The organism is Streptomyces sp. NPDC007095, assembly GCF_040634475.1.
Classification (GTDB): Bacteria; Actinomycetota; Actinomycetes; order Streptomycetales; family Streptomycetaceae; genus Streptomyces.
The window spans coordinates 23,718-30,801 of the sequence record NZ_JBEYFS010000146.1 but is presented as its reverse complement, the minus strand read 5'-3'; the positions used below and the strand labels follow the sequence as shown (position 1 = coordinate 30,801).

Genomic DNA, 7,084 nt, shown 5'->3' with positions numbered 1-7,084 from the left:
AGGTGGCCGGGGGCGTGGGGGCAGAGCCCCCACATCACCACCCACACACCCGCACGGAAAAGTCCGGTGCCAGCCCCCGCCCCGAGGAAGGCATGGAAGGACCGGTCAGTACCCGTATTCGTACCGGTCGTCATCGTCGTCGTACGACCAGGGACCGCGCTCCGCCTCGGACAGCCGAGGCGCCGTGCCGTCCGCCAACTCACGCAGCAGCCGAGCCGCGCCGGCCGCGTCCGAGGGTGCCCGATGGTCCCCGTACGGGAGTGTCTGCCACGTGTAGTTCTGCCAGTACGGATGCCACTGCCCGTACCACTCGGCGTACGGGTGCATGAGATCCACCCAGCGGGCCCGCCCGAGCCACGTCCGCGTGTACTCCACCGCCTCGGCCCCGACCAGGCCGACGACCGTGCGCGCGTGCCGATGCACTTCCCGGGCGATGCTGTGCAGGTCGTACCCGAGGTTGTAAACCGCGACCGTGCGTCCCTGGATCGCTCGCCCCAAGGTGTCCATCACGTCCGAGAAAACCGGCGCCTCGGCCTCGGCCAGGGTGTCCGTCGTGATGCCGTGCACCTTGACCGCACCGGCCGCGAGGGGCGCCCGCGGATCGACCAGAGACGAGAACACCGGGGCGCCGGCACTGTCGCACACGCCCAGTTCCAGGACCCAGCGATGAAGGTCGGTCGACTCCGTGTCGAGCACGACGACGGGCCCGGAGTCGAGCAGGGCCGCCGCCCATTCCTGCGGCCCGAGAGGCGTTGTCGGCAGCACTCCGGGCAGGGTTTCCCGCAGTACCGGAGCGAGCGCCGGCAGATCCACGGCGGCCCGCGCCTCGGCCCGGAACTGGCGACACCGGGCACACGTTCCGGTCTCCCCGTCGTCCGGCCGACCGTCGCCGTCGTTCACCAGCTCGCCGCAGTCGAAGCACCGCCACGCGTGCAGAACGAACCGGGCCCGCGCGAGCGCCGCGAGCTGTGCGGCACTCGCCACCCGCTTGGGCCGGGCGCCCCGCTTGCGGTACAGGGGCGCGTACCCCGTCTGCCCGTAGTACCGCCAGTACGCGTACGCCCTCGGCCGTTGCCGAGGCGCGACCGCCAGGCCCTCCCGCTTGAGTTGTCGAGGCGTGAGCAGCCCCGGGGGAAGGTCCCAGAACCGGTACACCGTCAGACCGCGATACGCCCCGTAAACCCTGTGCCCACCGGCCGCTTTTGCAGGCATTAAGAACCCCTTTCCGATTGCCTTTGCGGGGAGTATTACACAGTATCCACGTGCCATAAACGAGCACAGAGAATCGACCCAAGCCGAGAAAGTTTGGCTTTCCGCGCCGAAATGCAGTCTAACTACCTTGTTTAAAGGCACTACCATTTATCCACGTGCTTCCCGGTTTTATCCATCACTCAGAAGTGTGGCGATGGACTCGCGTGCGATGCGGCCCACGGTGTAGATCTGCCCCTGTAGTTCGAGCTTGCGTGCGCGCGCTCGCTTGGACCGCGAGGGCCGTAGCCCGATGAGGTTCTCTCGCTGGAGAGCCATCACCGCCGGCTCGCTCACCCGACAGGCCGCGAGTCGCGCAGCGTCGACCACATCGGCCGCGATATCCAACATCAGCTTTGCGCCGTAGCGTTCGTTTGGACTGCCCGGCCTACGACCCGAAAGCCGCTGTGCCTGCGCTTCCTCGGCGGTGAACGGACGCCACGGGCCGGCCAGGTCCGGCAGCGCGAGCCGGGCCCGCATCGCCGCCTCTGTGAGCTGTCCCATCCGTGGCCACCAGTCCGGCCGCCGCATGAGCATGGACACCCGAATCTCTTCGGGAGTCGGCTCACCTCTCCGCAGGCCAAGACGCTGCCTTTCCTCGGCAAGCCATTCCCACTCAGCGCGGTCATTTTCCCCGGCCAGACGAGCCAGCCCCTCGGCATGTGAGGGCTGGAGCCACACGAGTGTGTTGACCTTGGCAACAGCATTCATGTTGTAACTACCTAGTTTGACGACGCCCCCTCCGGCACCGCCGCGAAACGGGCCGGAGGGGCTGCGAGTGATGGGAGTCAGGACGCGTTGGGAGGCGAGGACGGCGATGTGGTTTCGGTGCCGACCTCGGAGCCGGATCGGGTGCGACGAGTGCGGGAGCCCTTGGGCCGGCCTTGAGGTCGGCGGGTTGGTTCTTCGGCCCCCATCTTGCGGAGTTCATCCGTGCTCCAGCCCGCAGCCGACGCGGCCGCGTACGCGGCGCCGTACGTCTTGTCGGCGTCATCGAGGAGGGCTTGCAGCCGCTTGCGCTCGGCGATTGCCCCGGCGAGAGGTTTGATCACCTCCAGTCGCGAGGCGAGCATGTTTTCCGCAGTGGCCAGCATAGGCGACGACGTGTCGTCGGAAGGTGTGGTCATGCCCGCCATGGTAGCGCCGGCCACCGCCGACGCACACGGGATCTTTCGCCGTCAGGTGACTTGCGGCCGTCCTCTCGGGGGCACATCCCCCGAACCCCCTTACTGCACCTGCGGCGCAGTGCCGCCCTACCCCGGCACCCGACCCCCAGCGGCCTCCTACGTCGGAGCAAGTTAGTGGTTATTGTTCCAATAACCAGCGTGGCGGCCCCTGCCTCGCTATGCTCGGCGCATCGGGGCTGCCTTTTCGGTCCGGGCACGGACCGATGGTTGGGGCTGTCCCTCGAACGGGAACAGGGGAAATGACCAGCGACGCACCACGCGCCCGCCGCCGTGAACGACGGTCCGACAACCCACGCTCGTACCGCGTGAACCTGGCCTACAACGACACCGAGTTGGCGATCATTCACACGGCCGCGGCCCTGGCCGGCCTCAAGCCTGCCGCGTACGCCGCGCGGGCCGCGCTCGCTGTCGCCAAGGAGGAGGTTTCCCCGGCGCCCGTGGACGAGAAGGAGCGGTTGCGGATGCTGGGGGATGCCCGGGTGGCCGTGGACCGGATCGGCACCAACCTGAACCAGATTGCGCGCGTTCTCAACTCCGAAGGTGTGGAGACCCCGGAACGGTTTGACGCCGTCCTGGAACGGGTGGAGCGGGCCGTTCGGACGCTGGACGAGGCCACCATTGCCGTGATGGAAGGTCGGGCGTGATCCCGAAGAAGGCGAAGGCCGGCGCCCGCACCGCCGGCTTGCTGTATTACCTGTACGGGCCGGGCCGAGCGAACGAGCACACCGACCCCCACATGGTCGCCGCATGGGGTGGCGGAGTGTTGGACCCGGCGCGGAGTTCCGGAGCGACGATCCCGAGTCTGGCCATGTTGCTGGACGCCCCGGTTTTCGGACTCGAAGGCAAGGCGCCAGATCAGCACGTGTATCACGTCCCGGTGCGGCTCGACCCGGGTGACCGAATGTTGACGGATGAGGAGTGGGGGGACGTTGCGCGCGAGATTATGGACGCCTCGGGAGTCGCCAGGAAGGGCGATCCGATGGGCGCCCGATGGGTGGCCGTGCGGCACGCCGACGACCATATTCACATCGTGGCGACGCTCGCGCGGCAGGACGGGCGGCCACCCGACGTGCGACGGGACATGGTGAAGATGCAACAGCGCGCGCGTGAGCTGGAGATCCGTTACGGACTCCGGCGACTGACGAGCGGAGACAAGACCGCGAAGCAGTGGCCGACGACCGCCGAACTGGAGAAGGGCAAGCGCAAGGGCCGCGAGGAGCCGCCCAGGGTGACACTGCAAGAGAAGGTACGTGCAGCCGCAGCCGGCGCCCGATCCGACGCTGAATTCTTCGCGGCCGTCGAGGGCGCGGGGCTCCGGCTCAAGACCCGCACCGCGCCGGACGGGAACGTCACCGGCTACTCGGTTGCGCTGCCGGGTGACCGCACCGCCGGGGGCCGTGCCGTGTGGTTTTCCGGCAGCCGGCTCGCCCCCGATCTGTCGCTTCCGCGCGTCCGAGAGCGTTGGAGCGGGGCGCCGACCTCGGTCATGGTCGCCGCCGCCGGGCAGGTCAATAGCCGGGCCGCCGCATGGCAGCTCGCCGCCGAGCACGTGCACCAGGCCGCCGCCGTCCTCGGCCAGGCCGGCAACGAGGCCGGCGCCGGGGAAATGGTCGCCCTGGCCGACTTCCTGACGACCTACGCCGCCCAGGCCCCCGCCGCGGTCCGGGACGAGCTACGGGACGCGGCCCGCGCGTTCGAGCGGGCCGGACGTGCCCCGACCAGCCGCCGCATGGACAGCCAGGCGAGCGCCCATCTACGAGCTGCCACACAGCTACTCGTCATGGGGGCCGCCGTCTTCGCAGACGGAGGCGAGGCCGCCGCCGCCATCGCGGTTCTGGTCGCCGCCGCCCTGGTCGTCGCCGCCGCGATGAAGTGGCACCAGGCCGCCCAGCACGCGGCACAGGAGCGCGCGGCCGCCCAGGCCGGCACCCACTTGCGGGCCGCCACCGAAGTGGCCCACGGCGCGAGCGCCGGCACCCACGCCGGACGAGGACGCCGGGCCACTTGGCAGCGCACGACCATGCAGCCCGGCGGCCCCGCCCTTGTCGAGGCGTACGCGCCCGTCGTACGTGAGGCGATCCCGCACCTGGCGGAAACCGTCCTCGGCGAGGCCGCATGGCCAGCCCTGGCCGCAACACTCCGCCAGGCGGAAAACGCGGGATACAGCTCAGCCCGCGTGCTCGCCGAGGTGACGTCACTCCGCGGATTCGGCGACGCCGAGAGCGCGGCCGAAGTGCTGGTATGGCGACTGCAACGACGGATGGACAGCGACACCCGCAGCAACTCCACCCAGACCCAGGAACCCACCTCCCGGGCGGCGGCCGCACCCACCGACACGACCGGCGCCACCGGGGAGGCCCTCACGCCCCCACCGTCGAAGAAGTCGGACGACGAGGACGGCGACGAAACCCCCACCACACCGACCGCACCGCCTCCCGTTGTCGGTCGAGGGCCAGCAGCCGAATCCACTCCCCTCGGCGGCCCCGACGCACCGACCCTCGGCGAAGCAGTGCGCCAGGCCGTCCCCGCGTACGCGTCGGCAGTGCTCGCCGACCCCGCCTCGGCAACCCTGGCCGCCTATCTCGTGAAGGCGACCGCAGAGGGGCACCAGCCGGCGGAGCTACTGGCCGAAGTGGCCGGAGCCCGCGACCTGGCCGACGCCGACAACGTGGCGCAGGTACTCACCTGGCGGGTGCAAGGCCGGTTGCGCCGTGCCGAACAGCCCACCGCACTCGCCCGCTCCGCCGGAACGAGGACGGCCCCCACGCCGACGACACCGGCCACACCAGGCGAGCGCACAGCGGCCGATCGGGCCGCCCAGGAGGCGGCACAGCGCCGCAACCAGCAGCGCGGCAGAGGGAGGTAAAGCGCGAGACCGCAGGCAGTCCCAGCAGCGGAAAAGGCCGCGTGCCGTGGGGGACCGGAAGCTAGCTTCATAGGTACGACAGCGACGCGAAACGAGGACATCATGACGACGCATAACGAGGGAATCCGATGAGCGACAGCATGGCGATGGAGCGAGCCGCCAGCCACACCGGGCAGACGGCCGTCATCGCCCTCCAGGTACTCGTCATGGCGGCCCAGGCACTCCGCGAGCACCAGGAGCGCGAGGTGGCCCGCGCGGCCGCCGCCCCGGCCCCCGCCGCCGAGCCCGACACCTCCGGCGCATCCGAACCCGCCCAGGAGCCCGCCCGCGATCCGGACCGGGACCGGTACGCCCAGATGGTCCGGGACACCGTGGAGCCGCCCGCCGTGGCCGAGGCCATGGTGACCGCGCCGCAGTGGCCCCAGGTTGCGGACGAACTCCGGCGGCTGGAGAACGCCGGGGTGAACGTGGGCCAGTTCCTTGCCGACGCCACGCCCGTGATCGCACGCATTGACGCCGACATGCGCGCCGGCTCGCCGACGCCGGGCGTCACCGCCTCGGCCACGGCCACCACGCCCCGCAATCCGTTCGCCGCCCCGGCCGAGGACACCAGCGCCGAGCGCGAGGGCCCTGGCATGGTCAAGCAGTTCGTGGAGTGGGTGAAGAAGGTTGTCGAGGCCGTCAAGGAGTGGTTCAAGAAGGTCACCGGCCGAGGCGAGGACTCCAGCCTTGACGGCCGGGAAAAGGATCTCGCCAAGCACGGGGTCAGCCCGCAGGAAAACACGCGGGCCGTGGTCATGGCGCGCGAGGCCATGGCCGACGAGCACGTGTTGGGCCAGCTGGTCACCTCCCGCGAGTGGCCGGGCATCGCCGCGCAGATGAAGACGCTCCAGGAAGCCGGACACGATCCGCGCGAGGCCCTGGCGGGGGTGCCCCTGCGGATGAAGCAGGCCGCCGACGCCGGTATCAGCCTCAGCCCGGCCGAGGCCGCCCGCGGATTGCTCAACGAGCAGGCCAAGACGCCCGTTCCGGCCCGCGCCACCACGGCGCCGGCACCCGCCAACAGCGCCTCGGCCGCCCCCCAGGCGACCCCGGCCACGGCGCCGAGTGCCACCACGAGCGCGACCCCGGCAGCAGCTCCACCCCGCGCCGCAGCGGCCAACGCCCAGTCCACCACGGCGACCCCCGGAGCCAGCCCGGCCCCCGGCCCGCAGGCGTCCACGACGACCCCGACCCCGGCCCCCACGCAGGCCCGGGGACACACGCGCTAGCACTCAGTCCGAGGAGGAGAAACAACGATGGATCAGCACTCACGCACCCCCCAGCCCGCCGGCGACCCGGAGCCCGCCCGCAAGCCCCCGCACCGTCCCACCGGTCCGGGCGGAGACAGTGGCATGGGCGACCCGGAGGCTCTGCGCCTGGCGGCCGCGCTCGGCCGCAGCAGCGCCGACCACTCGGCCCGTGCGGACGGCGCTCTCGGCGAAGCGGACGCCGCCCGGGGACGTGCGGGCGAGGCCGACGCCCGGGGCGATCTCGGCACCGCCGGCGCCGAGTGGAGCGACGCGGCAGGGCTGGACGGAATGGCCGCCCACGAGGCCACCACGGCCGATATCGAGGCCCGCGCCGCAGCGGCCACGGCGACGTCCACCACCGTGCAGCCGGCCGCCCGGGGAGGACGACAGTCCGGGCCCGCGTCCAGCGGACAGGGCCGAGGTCAGACGCCGCAGGCTGCCGCTTCACCGCCGCGCCGCATCCAGTAGAACCCGCGCACGCCAAAGGGCCG

General features: G+C 71.1%; 7 protein-coding genes. 4 read left to right on the top strand and 3 right to left on the bottom strand.

All coding sequences use genetic code 11. From position 1 onward, the window contains the following. Positions 1-105: 105 nt before the first annotated feature. From ABZ656_RS37905 to ABZ656_RS37895, 3 genes are all read right to left on the bottom strand, one after another. Complete coding sequence (locus ABZ656_RS37905) at positions 106-1,212, bottom strand: 3'-5' exonuclease (RefSeq protein WP_360274361.1); 1,107 nt, start codon at positions 1,210-1,212, stop codon at positions 106-108. Positions 1,213-1,380: 168 nt separating this feature from the next. Then, positions 1,381-1,959 (bottom strand): hypothetical protein, encoded by a 579-nt coding sequence (locus tag ABZ656_RS37900; RefSeq protein WP_360274358.1) that lies wholly within the window; start codon positions 1,957-1,959, stop codon positions 1,381-1,383. A 77-nt stretch (positions 1,960-2,036) separates the two neighbouring features. Beyond that, positions 2,037-2,375 carry a hypothetical protein gene (locus ABZ656_RS37895; protein ID WP_360274355.1) on the bottom strand — a complete coding sequence of 113 codons (339 nt, stop codon included), beginning with the start codon at positions 2,373-2,375 and terminating at the stop codon, positions 2,037-2,039. 365 nt (positions 2,376-2,740) lie between these two features. Between ABZ656_RS37895 and mobC the strand changes: the two genes are divergently transcribed. The 4 genes from mobC to ABZ656_RS37875 all read left to right on the top strand — a co-directional run bounded on the left by mobC (position 2,741) and on the right by ABZ656_RS37875 (position 7,061). Then, on the top strand, positions 2,741-3,079 hold the full coding sequence (gene mobC, locus ABZ656_RS37890) for a plasmid mobilization relaxosome protein MobC (protein ID WP_360274352.1): 339 nt from the start codon (positions 2,741-2,743) through the stop codon (positions 3,077-3,079). Further along, entirely contained in the window at positions 3,076-5,301 is a 2,226-nt protein-coding gene (locus ABZ656_RS37885) for a mobilization protein (protein WP_360274349.1), read from the top strand. The genes mobC and ABZ656_RS37885 overlap by 4 nt, the downstream gene beginning before the upstream one ends. 128 nt (positions 5,302-5,429) lie before the next feature. After that, positions 5,430-6,572 carry a hypothetical protein gene (locus tag ABZ656_RS37880; protein WP_360274346.1) on the top strand — a complete coding sequence of 381 codons (1,143 nt, stop codon included), beginning with the start codon at positions 5,430-5,432 and terminating at the stop codon, positions 6,570-6,572. A gap of 27 nt (positions 6,573-6,599) precedes the next feature. Next, on the top strand, positions 6,600-7,061 hold the full coding sequence (locus ABZ656_RS37875) for a hypothetical protein (protein WP_360274343.1): 462 nt from the start codon (positions 6,600-6,602) through the stop codon (positions 7,059-7,061). The last annotated feature ends 23 nt before the right edge of the window (positions 7,062-7,084 follow it).